The sequence below is a fragment of the Flavobacterium saccharophilum genome (genome assembly GCF_900142735.1).
Classification (GTDB): Bacteria; Bacteroidota; Bacteroidia; order Flavobacteriales; family Flavobacteriaceae; genus Flavobacterium; species Flavobacterium saccharophilum.
Window position 1 is genome coordinate 268,768 of the sequence record NZ_FRBY01000007.1, and the last position, 19,529, is coordinate 288,296.

Consider the following 19,529-nt stretch of genomic DNA (forward strand, 5'->3'; position numbering starts at 1 on the left):
ACTCTATATATTGTTATTAAAAAGATGATTCATTCAGATACTATTCTCACGAAGAGTTTCCTCAATCTTTACACTGTCGTACAAAAATATATCTCCCAATTTAGTATATGGAAGCACTCCCGTCTGACGGTATTTTATAATAGTATTATTAGACAGCCCAAATATCTTTTTTAAATCCTCATTTCTGTAATAAGCAGGTCTTAAGGTTTTCCCTTTACTGATTTTTGAATCGATCACTTCCAGTTTTAACATTAAAGGATCTATAATATTTTTAATCTCCATCATAAAAGCCTGTCTCTTTTCTTTCTTTGTCATAATTGAATTGTTTGTTAATGTTATAAATTTTCTCTTCCTCAGCTTACCAGTTCTCAAGTTTTCTTTTCCGCTCCATCAATATTCCAATCAAGTCATCTAAAAATTTTATCTGTTTCTCTTTATAAGTATAACCTTTACACTCAGAAAACTGCCTGCTTATTCTCGTTATTTTTTTCTGAACTCCTTCATTATCTCTATATGTAAAATTTGCACTTATAAATTCCTGAAAACTGATCCGATTTTTTTTCACATCAGATGGATCAAAAAATAACAGACCTTCGTCCATCAGTATATAAAAAAGAATTGCAAGCTCACTTTTACTATAAGAGCTTTTGCATCTTTCCAACGATGATAGATAAATCTGAGATTCATTTAATAACAATAAGTTTTCTATCTTCTCTAATCTCTGATTAAGGTTAAAAGATTTATTGATAATCTTATATTTCTTAGCTTTTTTCATTTAAATAAGTTAGAATTACTAATTGCTTACTTGATTGATGTTTTTGTTCTAAAATCAACAAAACTTTAGTGGTTAGTTTTATAAAACCGATTTGACTTTAAACAATGCTAAAATAGTTTTCAAATATGAAATTATATGTGTCTTTTGTCACAGTTCGCACTTTTATTTCTCTAATTTTTAATTGTTTACCTTACATTTATATAAGTTCAAAAAAGAACAATTCTAACTGAAATGATCATTTCTGATGAGATTGGGTATCCCGAACAAGTACAAAAAGAATAAGGAGAAGATAAAGAATAAAAAAACTAAATTGATTGTTATTTCAAACAAATAAGGCAATTTTGTATGAAATAACAATCATTAATAAAATTACTGATGTTATAAATATATTGAAAAAGATGAACAGGAAAAACAAATCATTTATCCTAAATATAAGGAGGTGCTGGAACAAATGAGGGAAAATATTAAACTAGCGAGAAAAAGACGTAAACTTACAACTACTCAATTAGCTGAACGTGCAGATATTTCCAGGTCAACTTTGTACCTTATAGAAAAAGGAAATGAAGGTGTAGCTATGGGTGCTTATTTTAATGTGCTTCGTGTCTTAGGTCTTCAGCAAATTTTTCTTAAAATTGCAGCTGATGATATTTTGGGACGAAAACTACAAGACTTAGAGTTGCTGTAATTTAGAAGAAATGGCACAGCTATTATTAATATATATTTCTATTATATGCAAAAGCATATATTTTTAAAAGTATATGTTTTTTTATATTCAAAAGCATATAATTAGCTGTAAAATAAAAATATCTGAAACAGCATTAATTATACATTCACATTAAACACAAATACAAAAAGCTGCGTCACAAATTGATTATATAATAAAAAAATGTATTTTTGTTCACACTAAAAGAAACATAGTTATAACCCATTAAAAAACAACATATTACGCATTAAATCAGCGTGTTTAAAAGTTTGTGGCATAATCGTGGCGCGACAGAAAAAAAATATTAGAAATGCAGTATAAAAGCGGGATGCGGAGCTTAGGTTCGAATCCCTCTTTCTCCAATACGAACGAAATCTGTAGTATTACTAGGGGTTTCGGCGTTTTTAGACCCAGCCTAAAAAACACATAATTAGAAATAATTTATGCTCCACAAAAAGACAAATGGAATAATGGTTTATTTTTGCTATTCAAATCATTTATAATTATAAATAGCCAGATACAAAAAAGCCATTATTTACTCTTCACGAGATATATTCTTTTCAGAAACAAAAAATAGTTTTTTAACCGGATTCATTAAAACTTTTGTCCAGTGCAGAATGAATACTTTTTTCAAAATAAGAATAAAGCTAATAAAAGAATTTGGTTTTTGTATATAGAGATTTGCCCCATTATTAAAAGTTTCTTCAATATCATTTGGGTGATTAGAAGTGGAAAGCATAACTGCAGGAATCTCCTTAAGTTCTCGATCGTTTTTTATTTCTGCTAGTGCTTCCTTACCTCCTTTAATTGGCATATTTATATCTATAAAAATAATATCAGGTTTTGGCTCGGATCCATCTTTTAAGGTATTAATCAATTCCTCACCGTTTTCTACGGTAACAATATCAGAAGGAACTTTGGTTGCATTAACAGCTTCCATAAAAAATTCCTGATCATCTTTATCATCCTCAGCCAATATGATTTTTAATGGCTCTTTTTCTTGTAAGTCTTTATTAGTTATGACTGAATTTTCAGAACTCATCATGTGAAGTGTTTTTACATTTCCAAAAGTACATATAAATCTTTAATATAGCTCATTTATATAATTTACATCACGTAATTAAAAAGGTAATTACCTGTTTATTATTGTATAATGGAAACTCATATAACAATATGATAAAAAGCAAAATACAATTTATTTATAACATTCGCTTTGATTATTTCTTTAACAAATACTTCAAAATAAAATTCAACAATATACAACCCGTTCAGAACTCTTAATTAATACTCAAACCATATAATAATTGTACAATATTTTAAGCGTTTGGTATAACATCAGTTATATAAAACACAATAGCTTAGCATACCAATCAAAAACAATTACTATGTACGAGAATATAAACCTATTAAAAGATATAGTGGACAATACCCCGCTGCCCATTGCAGTATACATAGGTGATGAACTTACAATAGAATTGGCTAATGCCGCCATGATTAAAACATGGGGCAAAGGTGATCAGGTTTTGGGTAAAAATTACCTTGAAGTTCTTCCTGAAATAAAAAAAGAAGATTTTTTTCAGCAAGCCATCAATACGCTTAAAACTGGCGTTCCTTTTCATGCCAAGGATAAAAAAGTAGATCTTATTATCGATGGAATTCTTAAAACACATTATTTTAACTATAGTTTTATTCCTCTCATTGACGAGAATGGACATACTTACGGCATTATGAACACAGGAGCCGATGTCACAGAGATACACATTGCAAAACTGCAGGTACAAAGCGCCGAGGAAAGACTCAGAATGGCGATTGACTCTTCAGGTATAGGCACTTATGAAATAGATCTTGATACTAAAAAAGTTAAAACCTCCGGAAATTTCAACTCCATAGTGGGGATTGATGGAGAAATTTCAAATGAAGAACTGCTCGCAAAACTGCATCCTGAGGATTTGAATATCGCTAAAAAAGCACGCGAAGAGGCCCTCATTACAGGAAAAATATGTTATGAAAGCAGGATTATAAATAAAGATAAATCCGCTAGGTGGACTAAAATTAGCGGCAGGGTTATTAATGACGAAAACGGCAAACCAACTGCCATTATTGGAATTATTCAAGATATCCAAGAACAAAAAGAGTTTGAGGAAGAATTAAAAAGGCAGGTGGCTGAAAATACAGATGAGCTGAGAAGATCAAATGACGATCTGCTCCATTTTGCCAATGTGGTGAGCCATGATCTGAGAGAACCTGTCCGGAAAATTAAAATTTTCAATAACCTTCTGCGAAATCAAAAAGATAATACTTTTAATGAGAGCAGCGAAAAATACCTCACTAAAATTGATCAGTCGACTTTAAGGATGAATGATATTATAGAGGGCATTCTAAACTATTCGACTATCGACAAAACCCAACAGAATATTGAGAAAATTGATCTACAGGACGTTATTGAAAATATAAAAACGGATCTGGAACTCATCATAAAAGAAAAAGGAGCCATACTCAATGCAGTAGCACTTCCTGAAATAGAAGGTGCACTTATTCTTATTACTCAACTTTTTTATAACCTGATACAAAATGCCCTTAAATTCTCTAAGGCAAACGAACCTCCGCGTGTTATAATTACCAGCACTCCCACTCTTTTAAATGGTGAAGACGCCGTAGAAATTACAATTAAAGACAACGGTATCGGACTGGATCCGGCATTTGCCGAAAGAATTTTTACGGCCTTTGAAAGGTTAAATTCCAAAGACCAATATGAAGGGAACGGTCTGGGACTTGCGCTTTGCAGAAAAATAACAAAAAGACATCATGGCACCATAACAGCCACCGGTGAGAAGGGCAATGGCGCGAAATTTATTGTAACACTGCCCTTAAAACAGGCTTCAGAGAATATTTAGAGTGTAAAAATTCATGCTTTAATATTTATACTACAGTACGTACAAAATTTTCGTTAAAGAGACAATAGTCCTATAAATGAAGTATTCTATCCTATAACTATATCACTAACTGCATCTTATTTTGCAAAAGAAATAGAACTCTAAAAAAACTACAATATTTCTTTTAAACCTTTCTATTTCATAAAAAAAAGAACAGAATAAACTAAACTAGAGCGGAGGTTAAATAATGCCAAAAAATAAAGAGTTCATTTTTTCGGTCATATCAATATTACCATTTGACTTGGTAACGCAGAAACATCTCAAATATCTTTTTCAATTTCTTTAGAAGAGCCATGGATCCCTTACTATTGACGGATTGGGAATCATAATATAGTACCATTAGATTTTGGTGGTTTATTAAAACTGTCTTATAGTTTAAAAATAGCAACAATAGGCAAGTAAGCGTTAATTTAAAACACTTATACTCTCATTTGATCATTTATTACTTTTCGATAAATCCAACAATCAAATTATATAAGTATTACTAAATGTTTCTGTAATTTATCTTTCAAAAGATACTATTTCTTCCATCAGCAAACAATTAATAATCAACACATTCATATCTGAATTTCAGAACTAAATTTGGAATCGATAAATAAAAGCAAAAAAACTATGACTCCCGTTAATGCCATAATCATATCTGAAGAAAAAGAAACTTTTCAAATCTTAAAAAAGTTTGAGGAAGAAAACGCTATGATTATGAAGATAATTGGTAGTACTGATTGTATAAAAGACGGAATGGTTTTAATAAAAGCAAAAAAACCAGACCTTATCCTCTTAGATATTCTTTTTAAAGACAATCTGTTTTTTGAAATGCTTGAACAATTGGAATTTAGCATTCCAAAACTTGTATTTATATCAGCAAACAAGGATTGTGCTGTTAAAGCCTTTAAACACGATGCCGTTGATTTCTTACTCAAACCAATGGATTTTAATGCCATAATAATGGCTATTTATAAAGTAATTAAAAGAAGAGAAATGGAGCGCTCTTATCAGCATCAAAAAATTAACAATTTAAATATTTCAAACACTGGTAATCAAAAAAATGACTATGTTGCCGTTGCTTCTTTAGAAAAAATAGAACTCATACCAATGTCAGAAATTACTTTTTGTAAGGCAGATGGAAAGTATACCGTTTTTATTCTATCCAACGGAACCAAGGTAATGTCAAGCCGAAATTTAGGTGAATACAGCACAATTCTCGATGACAGTTATTTTTTCAGAATACATCATTCCTATATTATCAATCTTCGTCATATTATTAAAATTTCAAAAAAAGATGGCTATTTCTGTGAACTTTCCAACGGAGTAGTTTTACCAGTTGCCAAAAGACGACAAGATGATTTTAATAAATTTATAAAACTTAAAGATTAAAAAGATTTTAAGTTAACTTCAATTACCAGCAAAATGAATATCCATAATATTTCAGAAAGCAAAGCGGAAAAAGAGAAAAATAATAAAACTCCTTATTATTTTGAAGAACCGTTACATGACCTTGCTAAAATTTTAGATTTTTCGATGGATCTGATTTGCTCTTGTGATGAAGAGGGAAGATTTATATGGGTAAATAAAGCTTCAGAACGTATTTTAGGCTATAAACCTGAAGAATTAATTGGCAAAAAATACAGCGATTTTATATTTGACGAGGATACTGATATTCCGATAAATGTAAATATTGATTTTAGAAGCGAAACACACTTACCTATATTTGAAAAAAAGTTCATACACAAAAACACAAGTATTATTTATTTGCAATGGTCTGTTGTAAGAGATGATGTTAAAAAAATGTGCTATTGCATAGGCAGAGATATTACTGAGAAAAAAAATATAGAAAAAGCATTTGAAATTGAACGACTACAATTCTTTAATATATATTCGCAGGCACCTTCCTATATGGTAATTTTAAAAGGTCCGGAGCATGTTTATGAATTGGCAAATGAACTTTATTTGCAATTAATTGATAAAAAGGATATTATTGGAAAGACCGTAAAAGAAGTTTTACCGGAACTTGAAACGCAAGGGATTTTTGAAATTTTAGATAATGTATATAAAACAGGTGAAAGCTTTTCTGCTAATGAAATGCCCATAACATTTGATCGCTATAGTTACGGCAAACTAAAAGATGTTTACTTAAATTTTATTTTTCAGGCTCGCAGGGATGCTCATAATAATATTGACGGAATATTTATTTTTGGCAATGATGTAACAGAGCAGGTTCTATCGCGAAAAAAAATTGAAGAAAGCGAAAAAATGTATAAAGACCTAATCCATAAATTGCCAGTTGCCACCTACTCTTGCGATGCTGAAGGACGAATAGTGCTCTATAACAAAGCTGCGGCCTCATTATGGGGCAGAGAGCCTGAACTAGGAAAAGATTTATGGTATAATTCATGGTATAGTAATGATGCTAAAAAAAAGCAGGCAGCGCCTCTGAATTTATGTTCGTTGGGCACAACACTAAAAGAAGGTGATCCAATCCTTAATAAGGAAATAATTATAAAACGCCCCAATGGAGATAAGCGCAATGTATTGCCACATCCAGTCCCGTTTTACAATGCTGATGGCGAAATAACAGGTGCAGTTATTGTACTGTCTGATATTACAGAAATGAAACTGGCACAAAAAGAGCTAAGAAAAAGTGAAAAAAAATATAGGTATCTTTTTGACAACAATCCAATGCCAATGTGGATTATCGATTTACTATCTTTTAAATTTCTGGATGTAAATAAAATGGCAATTCTGCAATACGGATACAGCCGTGAAGAATTCCTTTCTATGACTGCTTTGGACATTCGTCCAAATGATGATAAGATTCATTTCATAAAATCGAGTGACACTTCAAAGATTGATAAATCAAATTATAATAGGGGAATATGGAATCATATAAAAAAAGATGGAACTATAGTTCCTGTTGAAATTATTGCCCATAATATTGTTTGTGAAGGAACTGCAGCTAGATTGATTCTTTCCAATGACATCTCTGATCGTAAAAAAGCAGAAACAAATCTGGAAAAAAGAAACCGGGAACTCATCAAAACCAATTCGGAACTGGATCGATTCGTATACAGTGTATCACACGATCTGCGTTCTCCCCTAACCTCTATTCTTGGTCTTATCTCTTTTATTGAAACAGAAAGCAAGGAAATTGATACTCTTAAACATGCTGAACTGATACGGATAAGTATCAATCGTCTGGATGACTTTATAAAAAACATTTTAAGCTATTCGCGAAATAATCGTACAGGACTTGAAATAGAACAGATCACGGTAAATGAAATGGTGCTTGACATAGTAGATTCGCTTCAAAGAATGAAAGAAGCAAAAGGAATTCGGTATGAAATTGACATAAAGGAACAAAAACCTTTTTATACAGACAATCTGCGGTTTACAACCATTCTAAAAAATCTAATTTCCAATGCCATAAAATACCATAAAAAAGAGGAACATGACAGATTTGTAAAAATATTTGGATATTCAGATCATGAAAATCTCCATTTCTCCATATTTGATAACGGGATAGGAATTGATCCTGCATATCATCAAAAAATATTTGAAATGTTTTTTCGTCTTTCGGGCAAAAATGGATCAGGTATTGGCTTATATATCGTAAAAGATGCCATAGAAATATTGCAAGGCTCTATAGAAGTACAGTCAGAAAAAGGGGCCGGAACTAAATTTAATATCACACTAAAAAATTTGAAATCATGTTAAAAGAACTAGACCCAAAATTTGAAACAGTTATGATTATAGATGATAATCTGGTAGATTTATATATTATATCACGTATGGTCACTAAGAATAATTTTGGAAAAAATGTGTTGCATTATACCGAGGCGCAAGAAGCCATGAAATATTTGCACGAGAATCAGAACAATATTTCGAAATTACCTCAAATAATTTTTGTGGACATCTACATGCCTTTAATGTCCGGATTTGAATTTCTGGAAGTATATGATACATTATCAGCTACTTTAAAAAATTATTGCAAAACCTATGTTATATCTTCAACAATAGATAATGAAGATATCGCACGATCAAGCCATAATAAGAATGTGGTTTCTTTTCATGTTAAACCAATTACCAAAGAATTTCTTGACCGAATTATTTAGTAATAATTACTGTAAATATTAAATCCAATAATTAAATTAAACCAAATCAGGATTTATACTTCACCACTAAGTTGGCAATATCGTAGTTATTTTAAGAATTACTACAATTGCTATTTTTAACTGTGCCCCACTTCTCACACAACCTGATCTATTAACTCTTACAAATTTCATCCAGAAATTTAGCAGCACAATTCATCAGAATTTTAAAATTCCGCGCTGGTTTACCTTTATAAAAATGACTATGGGGCGAACTATGGGCTCTTTAAAAATTCATTATAATTCTCCTTCATATGTGGTATTAGTTTGACTCCGTTTATAATTTTCATACTTATCTATTTCTTGCAGTAAACGGTTATACTATATAGCTGTCAGTTATTACTTCTCCCTTTTAATTTAAAATGCATTCCTTTTAATTTGTCCAAGCTGTTAAAAAACATTGCTTTGCATAATCTGCAAAATCTTTCTCGCGTAATAAACTGTTATCCCAATAATGAAAAAAACTAGCTTTCTATTTAATTTTTCTTATTCCAATAATAGCTGGATCAACAAATCTATCTCTCCCCGGTTTACCAGATGAATCGACTAAAGCTCCTATTGACTCAATGCTTTTCTTACTATTTACAGCAGGTGTCGGATTTGATAGTTATCATTTTAAAAAAGGAATAGACTTTAAATTTAAAACGCACTTTATTATTAAAATTAAACCAAAAGAAATATGAAAAAAACTTTACTATTACTATCTGTTTTGCTTTCTTTTCAAAGTTTTTCCCAAATACATATTGATGCCAATACACCAATCTATAATGGTAATGGAGACAATTATGATGGACCGCCTCCCCCGCCTCCCCTAATTCCTTATGTAAAGCTCAATACTATAATAAACAATGAGTTTACTAGACAGCTTACATTAGTTTTTGCTTATGAAGCAACAGACGGCGTCGATAAAGATTTTGATGTAAAAAATATGGATGGAGATTATCCTCAAGACATTTCTTTCTGGATTGAAGATGAAGATTACGTAATTCAGGGACTTAATTTCAATTTATCTAAAAAAATTCCACTCTCTGTAAAAGCAGCTGTAAGTACAAATTTTAAATTTTACATCTCTGAAAATGACGGTTTTGATGATGGCCAGCCAATTTATATATATGATGCACTTGATATGTCTTACCATGATATTAGAAACACTCCGTATCAAGTTGTAGTTGAACCCGGAAAAGATACAGAACGCTTTAAAATAAGTTTTACTAATAATGTAACACTGGGAACAAATAATGCAGTCAGAAGCATTCTTTTTATTAGTCAGGACAATAAAAACCAGGTTTTAAATGTCGCAAATCCAAATAATGAAATTATGAAATCATTTTGGCTTTATGATATTCTTGGAAGATCTGTTATTTCAAAAGATAATTTAGGCACCGAACAAAACTTTAGTTTTTCAACTTCAGGATTAACTGCTGGGGTATACATCGCAATATTCATAACGGCCGATGATGCAAAAATTACTCAAAAAATCATTGTTTCTAATTCTGGTAATTAAAAATTCAATTAACTATGATAATAGCATCAACTCATACTAGTGTTTTTTTTCTTCAGTATAGTAAATTATTTATTTAAAAAAAGCAGGTTAAAGATTACTAAATTAATTGTTTTATGATTTTTAATTAATTAATTCATAAGGAAAATTGTCACTGAAATAGCCCATTACTTCTAATATAAATGAATAATTAAAGAATAATCCTGTAATAGGCTATAAGTAAACCATCTTAATTCATGTCTTGCCACTTAATAAAGAGTACATTTGAAATAAATGCTTCAAATAATGAAAACTAAAGAGAATATAAGGATCTTACTTACTGATGATGATGAAGATGAAAGAGATTTTTTTGGTCAGGCAATTAAAGATCTTGATCTTAAACATCCAGTCGAATTTTGTAAAAATGGTGTAGAACTTCTGGATCGTCTTTATGATAAAAGTATTGCTATTCCGGATATTATTTTTCTGGATTTAAATATGCCTCTATTGTCCGGCTCTGAAACTTTGCAGAAAATTAGAGAAGATGACAGATTTAAGAATATTCCGGTAATTGCTATTTATTCGACTTCTGCAACAATGACCGGGGTTAATGATACTTTCGGATTAGGTGCGAATGTCTATATTGTGAAACCTATTTCCTTTATGGATTTAAAAAAAATAATCTTAAAAGTGATTGAAACTGACTGGAAAGAAAAGTCAGCAGATACTAAAATTGAATCTTTTGTAATTACAATTTAGTATTCAAATACTACCAACTTGCTATCATGCATCGATTTATCTTACTAATATTTAAAAATTAAAATCATGCATACGCAGAAAAAAAACTTACCTAAGCCTACCCGTCAGGACTTCCCTATCATCGGTATTGGTGCTTCTGCGGGTGGTTTAGAAGCCTTTCGACAGTTTGTAGAGGCAATTCCTGATGATTCTGAAATGGCCTATGTTATTGTACAGCATTTGCATCCGCTTCATGATAGTATGCTAACAGAACTTCTCTCACGTGTTGCCAAAATTCCCATAAATGAAATCACAGATGACATTCATTTGGCGCCCAACAATATTTATGTCATTCCAGAAAACAAAATGCTTACCTCTTTTGACGGAGTTTTAAAATTAAGCCCACGTCAGAAAGACACAAAAAATCAGGCAATTGATGTTTTTTTTAATTCACTTGCCGAAGTACATCTAGATTTGGCATATGGCGTATTACTTTCTGGAAATGGATCTGATGGAACGTTAGGTCTTAAAGCTATTAAAAAACATGGCGGTATTACTTTTGCACAGGATATTGACGCTGCAAATAACGAAATGCCGCAAAATGCTATCAATGCCGGAGTTGTAGATTATGTTTTATCTCCAGGCCAAATTGTGGAGAAATTAATTGAACTTGTAAAAGTCAGAGATTTGGTTACTAAGGAAGATGATCCCAACGACGAAGATGTATTTCAGGAAATTCTCAAAATTTTGCGTCATCATAGCGGAGTAGATTTTACCTATTATAAACAGACTACTATACGCAGACGCATTGCCAGAAGAATGGCTTTAAACAAAATTTTGAATTTAAGGGATTATTTAAAAGTACTTCAGGGAAATAAATTAGCACCTGAGGATTTGTTCAATGATTTATTGATACCTGTAACGGAATTTTTTAGGGACACTAAAATCTTTCAGATCATGAGAGAAAAAGTTTTTCCCTTACTGACGAGCAGAGTAACTGAAGGAAATTCGATACGCATCTGGATTGCGGGATGTTCTACAGGCGAAGAAGCTTATACACTGGCCATTGCACTTCACGAATACTTAGGAGAAAATCTCGAAGGAAAAGAAATTCAGATCTTTGCTTCGGATATTTCAGAAGTGGCTATTGCCAAAGCCAGAATCGGGTTTTACAGAAAATCTCAAATGCGAAATATATCAGAAACCATTCTGACAAAATATTTTACAGCCAATACAAACGGTTTCAAAATTAAAAGACAAATTAGGGATTTGTGCATTTTCGCAGTTCATAATTTTTTGACAGATCCTCCTTTTGCCAAAATGGATTTGATCACCTGTAGAAATGTATTTATCTATATGGACTCTTTTTTACAAAAAAAATCCCTTACCACTTTTCATTACGCTTTAAAAGAAAACGGATTTTTACTCTTAGGGAAATCGGAAACAGCAGTACCTGCCGGCGACCTTTTTCAGCCGTTTGAAAAAGCCGGAAAAATTTATACCCGAAAACAGGTCTCAGGCCGATTAGTACATTCCGGTATGGGAAGCAATGATAAATTGAAAAGCTCCAAAACAGCTATTGAAAGAAAGGAAGTCATCAAGGAAGATTTTAGAAAAAGTGCTGAAGCTTTATTGCTTTCAAAATATACACCGGCCAGCGTTATTGTAAATGATCAGATGGATATTGTTCATATTAATGGTTCTATAGCCGAATTTATTGAACTATCAACGGGGAAACCTACTTTTAATTTATTGAAAATGACGCGTGAAGGATTGGCTTTTGAGCTCCGAAATACCTTTCACAAAGCCAAAGAAACCGGTACTCTTATAAAAAAAGAAGGCATTCAGCTTAAAAATAAAGGGACTATCAGTGAAATTACCATTGAAATTCAGCTCTTGGAAGATACTGCGGAACCCTATTTTCTAGTTTTGTTTTATAAAAGCATTATTACAAAAGAAAATCTGCCATCCGATGAATTTTCTGCAGAAGAACTACGCGAGCATCCTAATTTAAGAAGGATTGCACAACTTGAAAAAGAACTGGCCAAAATACACGATGATGTGAATGCCATAAGTGAAGAGCAGGAAGCCTCTAACGAAGAATTGCAGAGTGCCAATGAAGAATTACTAAGCGGAAGTGAAGAACTGCAAAGCCTGAATGAGGAACTGGAAACTTCAAAAGAAGAGTTACAGTCCAGTAACGAAGAGCTTTTACAAATTAATCAGGAGCTTTTAAACAAACAGCAGCAAATTAATATTTCAAAAAATTATACCGAGGCTATAGTCGCTACTCTTCGGGAGCCTATCGTAGTGCTAGATACCAATTTAAGGATAAAAAACATCAATCGGGCTTTCTCAAAAAAATACAATATTGCCAAAGAAGAAGCAACAGGTAAACTGATTTACGAAATACAAAATCACCTTTTTGACAATATTCCAATGCGGGCCATGCTTGAAAAAGTACTTCCGGAAAAAACACAGCTTGACGATTACCAGATATCGGTAAACCTTTTGCCTTATGGCGAAAGTATTATGCTACTTAATGCCAGACAAGTTACCAATGAAACCAGTAAGGAACAATTAATTTTGCTGGCAATTGAGGATATTACTGAAAGAAGAATTATCGAAAATAGATTAAAAATTCTCTCCGATGGTTTTGAGGCTAAAGTTCAGGAACGTACCTCCGATTTGGTAACTTCTCACACAGAACTCGAAAATACAATCAAAAATCTGAATCTTGCCAATGTTCAATTACAGGAATATGCCTATGTTGCAAGTCATGATTTACAGGAACCCTTGCGTAAAATCCAGATGTTTATTAGCAGATTGCTGGAAATGGATGAAAGTATTTCTGAGGAAGCGCTACTGTTGCTGGAAAAAATCAGTAAATCTTCAGGCAGAATGAATACGCTTATAAAAGACTTACTTGCTTATTCGTATCTCAATAATCTTGACGTGCAATTTGTCACAACTGATCTGGATATCATTGTCAAAAATATTCTTGTTGATTTTGAATTAATGATCGAAGAGCGTAATGTGCAGATAAAACTAGGAAAATTGCCTACTATTAATGCTATTTCACTTCAAATGAATCAGCTTTTTTACAACCTGATAAGCAATGCAATTAAATTTTGCAAAAATGATGGTACAGTTTCTAAAATAGAAATTAGTTCGCGAAAATTCTCTAAAAGTAAAATTAAACAATACCCTGCCCTGGAACAAAATCTAAATTATTACGAGATCATCATTAAGGATAATGGGATTGGTTTTAACAAACAGTATGAGAGTAAAATTTTCACCATCTTTCAGCGACTGCACAATACTGAGGTATATATCGGTACTGGTATAGGACTTTCGATCGGTAAGAAAATTGTAGAAAATCACAAGGGACTTATTTTTTCAAAAGCAGAAGAGAATGTTGGAGCAGCGTTTCATATTATACTTCCTATATAGTTTATTCCTTTTTTAATAAAAGTCATTATCTTTACTAATAAACATAAAATTTTGTGAGTGTATCTATAGGCTTACTTGATCTTAGAAAAGCTTGTAAAAGCCCGTCACTATTGGGCTAAAAATAAAGACACCGAGCCTCTTTCTCCACAAAAAGCACCTCAATGAGGTGCTTTTTTTTTAATTTAGTACTTTCTTTACTTTACAAAATGGAATCGAGATACATCAAGACATAAATCTGAGAAAACTTTAAATCTGTATTTTGAAGAGAAAATCCAGTCTCACAAAGAGTTCACAAAAAAAGGAACAGAAATTTGATTCCTATTCCTTTTCATTAACAGTTAAGTCTAGAAAGACTTTTTTATTTTCAGGCATTTTTTTTTGTAAAACGCGTAATTACTACAGTTTTACTGTTAATCCAATTCCAGGAGAGAATCCAGAAACATTACCACCGGCAATCTCGACGTAAACGCCCCATTTATCGTTCCAAAACCAGCGTCCGCCAAATTGAAGACCAAGGTTAATATCACTTTCATCATTACCGTTATTGTCATGATCATCTCTCATATCGAAAGAATATCCAACATTAGCACCGCCATATACATCCCAGGCATCATCGGTAATACCAAATACATTATCAAAATAATAATTTCCCTTCACTCCTACATTCAGCCAATCAAGATCCAGATTGGTTCCAACTCCTGGGGCAATAGTAATATCCCTATGAACGGGAATCTCATAATTAATACCAACAAGACCAAAGTTTAATTCTTTTCTGGCTTGTCCAAAAACATTTGTCAAACAAAATATTGCAAAAACGGATAAAATAATCTTTCTCATAATTTTTTTTTTAAATGTTATGATCAAATTTAATTATAATTATTCAATAAAATCGTACAAGGATACTATTATTTCACACCTTAACCATTTACTATCAAAATGTTACACAAAATAAACTCCTTTATATCGGGACAAAAAGTCTTGTCGTTTTTAGACTTGAATAAAAACTCGCATCTCAATAATTTCCTTTAACAAATTAACAGCAACCGATATTCGCCTTCATTTTCTAATGGCGCTCTATGAATACAAGGTGCTACTTGTTGCTTTGGATGATCGACTGCCAGCCTCCAAAGATGTCCTAATCCCAAATTAATAGGTTCTACATCATCATGTACCTGATAGTGTAAATCAAAGAAATTCTCCTCCAAAAAGCTTTCAAATTCGTCCGATGGTCCATTATGCAGCTCTTTTAGTTTTGCCCGTATTTCTGGTATTAAAATTTTTTGCTCTGCTTGTGAATTAGAAACAATATCGCTTGCCGCTCCGTAATAGGTACATAAAAATGTATCTGTTGTAATGGGCGAACGATCAACATGAAACGAATATACATCAGTGGATATGAAATCAAATTCATCATCACGCTCATAACACTTCAGTAAATTAAGAGAAGGCGAAGCACCAAAATCAGTTAATAATTGTAAATCGTTTAAGATTATATCCCTCGCTATATTACCTTTTTCGGATAGTTGGAGTGCGATTAGCTCTTCAGGATAAACTTCCGTTATATTTTCCTTTAAACGTAGTAGGCCTACAATCTCGTTAAAATCGCCATCCAAATTTCTATACCAGCATAGCGCATTTATTTCTCCCTTGAAATCGGTATTCACAAGATCAGAGAAAGTAGATACCACACCAATTTGTCTGTTCGCAGAAAATATATTACTCATAGTATATTATTAAGAGACTAGTTACTTCAGGTGTTACAAAAATATATAATCGTACTCAGTTACTGCATTTTTATGGCATTAAACTTTTGGAGTTAATACCTTTTCTGTCATAAAAAACTATGGTATACTTATAGTGAAATTTCATCCTTCATCGCAGAAGCAAAAACAGGAAGGATCATAAAAAAAATCCTTATTCTTTTTTTGAATAAGGATTTTTAGTTTAATTACTTATAATTTCTTAACCGATGAAATTATTACGTTTTAGAAAAAGAAATAACCAACAGATAATTGAAATACTCCATTTTTATTTTTAGCTGAATAACCCTCTAAATTATTAATATCGGTTAATCCCAAATTATATCTTACACCAAAATTAAGTCCGTTTTCAAGTTTATAACCCAGACCAAAATTAACACCAAAATCAACAGTATTAAACGAATCTTTTACATCTGTCTTCTCATTTTTAGCAGCAAGTAAAAAACCTATTTGCGGTCCGGCTTCGACACTTAATCCTTTTGTCACATAATATTTTCCCATTAAAGGAACGTTTAGATAACTTAAGGCAATTGTATTATCATTGAAACTATAACCCTGCCCGGAATACATTAATTCAGGTTGAAAAGAAAATTTATCTGAAATGGGAATTTCTGATAAAACACCAAAATTAAATGAGGTCACAGCATCGATACCATTGGTATTATCTCCGCTGATAGTTGCAAAGTTTAAACCTCCTTTAGCACCAAATTTAATTTCCTGTGCATTAACATTTGTAAATCCTAAAACTGTAACAACAGCTAGTAATAAAATTTTTTTCATAAAAAGTGATTTGAATTATTTGAATCCAAAATTCGTATAAGAAAAACTACAAAAGGTTTCAAAAGCTTAAAATTGTATAAATCGGTACTTATTTACTGGTATTTTTATATTCATTTGGTGTTTGACCAGTAACTTTTTTAAAGGCTTTATAAAAAGTCGTTTTTGAAGTAAACCCAGATTCTAATCCCATCGTCAATAAATTGTAGTTTTCATATTCCGAATTTGAGATCATTTCCTTGACAGCTTCAACCCGATAGTTATTTATGTAATTGGCAAAGTTGTCTCCTGTTATCGTATTTACAATTTGTGAAACATATCCCGCACTTATGCCTAGTTTTTCAGCAACTTTTTCTCTGTTTAATGTACTGTCAGTATATATCTGCTGCTCTTTACAGAGAAGTTCTAGTTTTTGAAAATAAAGATTGTCTGCCGTGATAGATTCCTTATACTCTTGTAACGTACTATTGTCTACAATTTGAAGATTGCTATACGAAAGAGTTAAATCTGTATTTAGAAAATTATAAACAGCATCTTTGTTTTTGGCCAGTTTGTATTTGTAAATACCTATATAGGCTGTCCAGTGAATTAAGAATGTTGCAAATAAAGCCAAAATACTCATAGTAGAAGAAAGATCAAATGGAATAAATAAGCTGGCCAGATAGATAATAAGAAAAGCGAATAACAATGAAGTAACAATTGTTAATAAGGTAATTATCCATTTTTTTTCCTGCGTATCTTTTAAATATTTTATCATAAAATAAGAGTAAAGCGACAGGAATGGAATGAAGGTAATAGCTAAGACAAGATGGATCAAACCAAGTATTTCGATGAGACCAGTGCCTGACTCAGGAATAGTATAAATTCCGGCAACATGATCAAGATCTTGTGAAATAGTAAGGACAGCGGAATAGCCAAATGGAATAAAACACAAATATTTTTTTTGTTTGCTTTTTTCAGTATCATCAATCCGGTTTATAATAAAAATAAATAGGAAAGCAGGAATTAGAAATACCCACTCGATGTGGTCAATAAAACGAAGAAATGGATAAGGTGTAAAGGCGTCTTCAACCTCAAAAACATGATTCAGTAAAATAATTGAAAGCGTAAATAGTAGATATGCCAGATATTTATTTGAATTACTATTGAACAAAGAAGACTTTAAAATAATTAAGCCTAAGACTATCCCCTGAAAAACCGCAATATTTAAAAGTGTTGTATATATCAATTTTTTAATATAAAAGTTGTTTTTAAGATTTACTTTGGGGTATAATGGTAATTAGTTGTTTTTTTTTAAAACATAGCTTATTTCATACTAATTTATAAGGCGAATTTATATTAATGCTGATGACTTTCTTAGGGGATTAAGAAATGATTAACTAAAATGATTAATTAATTTTATAAAAAAAATAATGGGGTTGGCTGCTTTTGCTACAACAGTTAACAGGGTTGTTCTTCAATTTAAAAAAAATACCCCCAAATAGTCTTTAGCTTTTTGGAGGCATTTCATTAAATAAAAACTCTTTGGAGATTTTATACTATAATTTCAATAAGCAGAAAAATAATCGCTTTAATTATTTTCGCTTTTTTCCTTTTCTTCGATAGGTTCTACACCTTTTTCATCGATATTAAAAGATAGTGAAAATCGCATTACATTATCTAATGGACCATTTTGCTTAGATGTAGAACTTAGATATGAAAAATCAAAATTGGCTTTCTTGTATTTAAATCCAGCGCCAAGAGTAAGGTATTTACGATTTCCTTTTTCGCTATTTTCATTAAAATATCCTGTTCTAAATGCAAACCTTTTTTGGTATGAATACTCCATTCCAAGTGCCCAGGTAACTTCTTTGAATTCTTCACTTAAACCATCCTGCGCATCGGTAAATGAACTAAATATCCCCTTTACAAAACCTGCTTCCTGATATTGCACATTCGTTTGATTATCCTGTGGTGACGGAACCAACAGCTTATTAAACTCTATCGAAGTTGCCAATGTATTATCCTGATCAAAGATAAAGTCAAATCCTCCACCCCATTTTAAATTAGCAGGCAAAAAACTTTCAGTTGACGCATCTCCATTATATTTTAATTTCGGTCCAAGATTCGAAACATTAAATCCACCTCTCCAAATACCATTAAAATTTTTAAAAGCCATTTCTGCTGATTGGTAGAACCCAGAAATATCTACAACAAATGAACTTGCAGCGCGGGCATCAGGATCAGCTTCCTGAATTTCCAGATTAGAGTGAATATATCTTCCGGCTACGGACATAGCGAATGTTTCACTTAATTTTAAGGAATAAGATCCATCAAGCGAAAATTCATTTGGCTTCACAACTTGCCCCGGATCATCCTCATTTTGCTTAAATACGGTTTCTCCCAGTCCAAAATATCTTAAACTGAATGCATAAGCACTTCTTTCGTTGATTTTATTGAAGAAATTTAAATTTAATAACCCAATATCATTCGACAAAGAAGTCATATAGGGAGTATAACTCATTCCTATACCTAATTTGCTTTCAGAAAAAGGATATTTTGCGGCATTCCATTGCTGTGAATAGTTATCTGCAGATGTTGCCACTCCCATATCTCCCATACCAGATGCTCTGGCATCTGCAGAGATTTGCAAAAAAGGAACTCCAGTAACAATAGGCCTGTTTTGTTCTTGTGCGAGTAAATTTCCAACTCCAAAGAGAAGTGAAAATAAAAGAATTATTTTTTTCATGTGTATCTGTTGATTATTTTTTGATTGAAACTCCAAT

Annotated in this window: 16 protein-coding genes; 8 read left to right on the top strand and 8 right to left on the bottom strand. The window is 31.9% G+C overall.

The genetic code is table 11. From position 1 onward, the window contains the following. Positions 1 to 33 precede the first annotated feature (33 nt). Both BUA98_RS21670 and BUA98_RS21675 read right to left on the bottom strand, forming a co-directional pair. Entirely contained in the window at positions 34 to 315 is a 282-nt protein-coding gene (locus tag BUA98_RS21670; RefSeq protein ID WP_072976008.1) for a helix-turn-helix domain-containing protein, read from the bottom strand. Between the two features lie 43 nt (positions 316 to 358). Then, positions 359 to 775: a hypothetical protein gene (locus BUA98_RS21675; RefSeq protein WP_072976010.1), complete on the bottom strand. Its 417-nt coding sequence runs from the start codon at positions 773 to 775 to the stop codon at positions 359 to 361. A 451-nt stretch (positions 776 to 1,226) separates the two neighbouring features. Between BUA98_RS21675 and BUA98_RS21680 the strand changes: the two genes are divergently transcribed. Further along, the gene (locus BUA98_RS21680; RefSeq protein ID WP_072976012.1) at positions 1,227 to 1,460 is read left to right on the top strand and encodes a helix-turn-helix transcriptional regulator; all 234 of its coding nucleotides are present in this window, start codon (positions 1,227 to 1,229) and stop codon (positions 1,458 to 1,460) included. 553 nt (positions 1,461 to 2,013) lie between these two features. Here BUA98_RS21680 and BUA98_RS21685 read toward each other — a convergent pair. After that, on the bottom strand, positions 2,014 to 2,523 hold the full coding sequence (locus BUA98_RS21685) for a response regulator (protein ID WP_086065492.1): 510 nt from the start codon (positions 2,521 to 2,523) through the stop codon (positions 2,014 to 2,016). A gap of 340 nt (positions 2,524 to 2,863) precedes the next feature. On the opposite strand from BUA98_RS21685, the gene BUA98_RS21690 reads away from it, so the two are divergent. The 7 genes from BUA98_RS21690 to BUA98_RS21720 all read left to right on the top strand — a co-directional run bounded on the left by BUA98_RS21690 (position 2,864) and on the right by BUA98_RS21720 (position 14,227). After that, positions 2,864 to 4,372 (top strand): PAS domain-containing sensor histidine kinase, encoded by a 1,509-nt coding sequence (locus BUA98_RS21690; protein ID WP_072976014.1) that lies wholly within the window; start codon positions 2,864 to 2,866, stop codon positions 4,370 to 4,372. 651 nt (positions 4,373 to 5,023) lie between these two features. Then, positions 5,024 to 5,785 (top strand): LytR/AlgR family response regulator transcription factor, encoded by a 762-nt coding sequence (locus BUA98_RS21695; protein WP_072976016.1) that lies wholly within the window; start codon positions 5,024 to 5,026, stop codon positions 5,783 to 5,785. 33 nt (positions 5,786 to 5,818) lie between these two features. Further along, a complete protein-coding gene (locus tag BUA98_RS21700) occupies positions 5,819 to 8,122 on the top strand; it encodes a PAS domain-containing sensor histidine kinase (RefSeq protein WP_072976018.1) in 2,304 nt (767 codons plus the stop codon). Next, a complete protein-coding gene (locus BUA98_RS21705; RefSeq protein WP_072976020.1) occupies positions 8,116 to 8,520 on the top strand; it encodes a response regulator in 405 nt (134 codons plus the stop codon). The genes BUA98_RS21700 and BUA98_RS21705 overlap by 7 nt, the downstream gene beginning before the upstream one ends. Positions 8,521 to 9,235: 715 nt before the next feature. Further along, positions 9,236 to 10,060, top strand: a complete 825-nt coding sequence (locus tag BUA98_RS21710) for a T9SS type A sorting domain-containing protein (protein WP_072976022.1) — start codon at positions 9,236 to 9,238, stop codon at positions 10,058 to 10,060. A gap of 282 nt (positions 10,061 to 10,342) precedes the next feature. Next, entirely contained in the window at positions 10,343 to 10,795 is a 453-nt protein-coding gene (locus BUA98_RS21715) for a response regulator (protein ID WP_072976024.1), read from the top strand. A 66-nt stretch (positions 10,796 to 10,861) separates the two neighbouring features. Beyond that, complete coding sequence (locus tag BUA98_RS21720; RefSeq protein ID WP_072976026.1) at positions 10,862 to 14,227, top strand: CheR family methyltransferase; 3,366 nt, start codon at positions 10,862 to 10,864, stop codon at positions 14,225 to 14,227. A gap of 396 nt (positions 14,228 to 14,623) precedes the next feature. Here the strand turns inward: BUA98_RS21720 and BUA98_RS21725 are convergent, their stop codons facing one another. The 5 genes from BUA98_RS21725 to porV form a co-directional block, all read right to left on the bottom strand. Next, a complete protein-coding gene (locus BUA98_RS21725) occupies positions 14,624 to 15,064 on the bottom strand; it encodes a hypothetical protein (RefSeq protein ID WP_072976028.1) in 441 nt (146 codons plus the stop codon). 188 nt (positions 15,065 to 15,252) lie between these two features. Continuing rightward, entirely contained in the window at positions 15,253 to 15,951 is a 699-nt protein-coding gene (locus BUA98_RS21730; RefSeq protein WP_072976030.1) for a DUF1826 domain-containing protein, read from the bottom strand. A gap of 261 nt (positions 15,952 to 16,212) precedes the next feature. Beyond that, positions 16,213 to 16,767, bottom strand: coding sequence for a porin family protein (locus BUA98_RS21735; protein WP_072976031.1), 555 nt, complete (start codon positions 16,765 to 16,767; stop codon positions 16,213 to 16,215). 88 nt (positions 16,768 to 16,855) lie between these two features. Then, positions 16,856 to 17,992, bottom strand: coding sequence for a helix-turn-helix domain-containing protein (locus BUA98_RS21740; RefSeq protein WP_072976032.1), 1,137 nt, complete (start codon positions 17,990 to 17,992; stop codon positions 16,856 to 16,858). A gap of 342 nt (positions 17,993 to 18,334) precedes the next feature. Beyond that, positions 18,335 to 19,492: a type IX secretion system outer membrane channel protein PorV gene (gene porV, locus BUA98_RS21745; protein ID WP_072976033.1), complete on the bottom strand. Its 1,158-nt coding sequence runs from the start codon at positions 19,490 to 19,492 to the stop codon at positions 18,335 to 18,337. Positions 19,493 to 19,529: the final 37 nt, after the last annotated feature.

Excerpts from the sequence above, each read along its gene's own strand:
- BUA98_RS21670 (WP_072976008.1), bottom strand. The coding sequence starts at position 315 with ATGACAAAGAAAGAAAAGAGACAGGCTTTTATGATGGAGATTAAAAAT.
- BUA98_RS21675 (WP_072976010.1), bottom strand. The coding sequence starts at position 775 with ATGAAAAAAGCTAAGAAATATAAGATTATCAATAAATCTTTTAACCTT.
- BUA98_RS21680 (WP_072976012.1), top strand. The coding sequence starts at position 1,227 with ATGAGGGAAAATATTAAACTAGCGAGAAAAAGACGTAAACTTACAACT.
- BUA98_RS21685 (WP_086065492.1), bottom strand. The coding sequence starts at position 2,523 with ATGATGAGTTCTGAAAATTCAGTCATAACTAATAAAGACTTACAAGAA.
- BUA98_RS21690 (WP_072976014.1), top strand. The coding sequence starts at position 2,864 with ATGTACGAGAATATAAACCTATTAAAAGATATAGTGGACAATACCCCG.
- BUA98_RS21695 (WP_072976016.1), top strand. The coding sequence starts at position 5,024 with ATGACTCCCGTTAATGCCATAATCATATCTGAAGAAAAAGAAACTTTT.
- BUA98_RS21700 (WP_072976018.1), top strand. The coding sequence starts at position 5,819 with ATGAATATCCATAATATTTCAGAAAGCAAAGCGGAAAAAGAGAAAAAT.
- BUA98_RS21705 (WP_072976020.1), top strand. The coding sequence starts at position 8,116 with ATGTTAAAAGAACTAGACCCAAAATTTGAAACAGTTATGATTATAGAT.
- BUA98_RS21710 (WP_072976022.1), top strand. The coding sequence starts at position 9,236 with ATGAAAAAAACTTTACTATTACTATCTGTTTTGCTTTCTTTTCAAAGT.
- BUA98_RS21715 (WP_072976024.1), top strand. The coding sequence starts at position 10,343 with ATGAAAACTAAAGAGAATATAAGGATCTTACTTACTGATGATGATGAA.
- BUA98_RS21720 (WP_072976026.1), top strand. The coding sequence starts at position 10,862 with ATGCATACGCAGAAAAAAAACTTACCTAAGCCTACCCGTCAGGACTTC.
- BUA98_RS21725 (WP_072976028.1), bottom strand. The coding sequence starts at position 15,064 with ATGAGAAAGATTATTTTATCCGTTTTTGCAATATTTTGTTTGACAAAT.
- BUA98_RS21730 (WP_072976030.1), bottom strand. The coding sequence starts at position 15,951 with ATGAGTAATATATTTTCTGCGAACAGACAAATTGGTGTGGTATCTACT.
- BUA98_RS21735 (WP_072976031.1), bottom strand. The coding sequence starts at position 16,767 with ATGAAAAAAATTTTATTACTAGCTGTTGTTACAGTTTTAGGATTTACA.
- porV (WP_072976033.1), bottom strand. The coding sequence starts at position 19,492 with ATGAAAAAAATAATTCTTTTATTTTCACTTCTCTTTGGAGTTGGAAAT.